The 655-nt window shown below is 39.4% G+C and carries 1 protein-coding gene and 1 pseudogene; both read right to left on the minus strand.

Going from position 1 to position 655, the window contains the following annotated elements; all coding sequences use genetic code 11:
- Positions 1–243 (minus strand): hypothetical protein (locus RAD16_RS40350; protein WP_458163632.1); only part of this gene is annotated, 243 nt, incomplete at its 3' end.
- A gap of 1 nt (position 244) precedes the next feature.
- A pseudogene (locus RAD16_RS40355) lies at positions 245–655 on the minus strand (hypothetical protein); the annotation flags it as partial.

Raw genomic sequence — 655 nt, forward strand, 5'->3', positions numbered from 1 at the left:
ACGCGTGATCAGTAGAAACAAGGTACAATCCCAATCAAGCGTGTTCTGACGTGAAATAATATCCTCTCCTATAGCACAGGCACAAAGTGAAATGGCCGATTCTGCCTGGGGGTAATTTTTGATAATTTGAGTTAACACCTGTTCAATTTGAATTGGACTTTCCATTTTCAGATGAATCGCTTCGGCAGGTAAAAAACGTGTGACCCCGCCATAAGCCTCTACTTGAATATTAATTTCACTCATTTTAACCTCCTAACATATGCATACTAATTTTTCGAGGCTGTTTTTTTGCATAAATTGCTTCAAACCCAGATTCTTTATGCCAAATATACTGTTGAATTTTCTGTTGCAGCTGCTGTTTAAACTCAAGATTAAAGCTGGTCAATAAAACATCCAATTGAGGTTTTAAAGCCAAACCTTGAGTCGCAAATAAACAGTTATATAACTCACCTTGAGCGGTCATGCGAATACGATCGCAACTGCCACAAAATGCGTGACTAATGGTTGAAATAATCCCGATTTCATACTGTTCATCTAGCAAATATCGTCTTGCAGGTTCGCTTCCTTGAGTTTGTAAATGAAGTTGATATTGGGTCGCTAGAACGGTCAGTATGTCTTGCTCTGTGACCACATCCTGCTTTTGCTGATCACGCGT

The sequence above is a fragment of the Bradyrhizobium sp. 18BD genome, assembly GCF_054185225.1.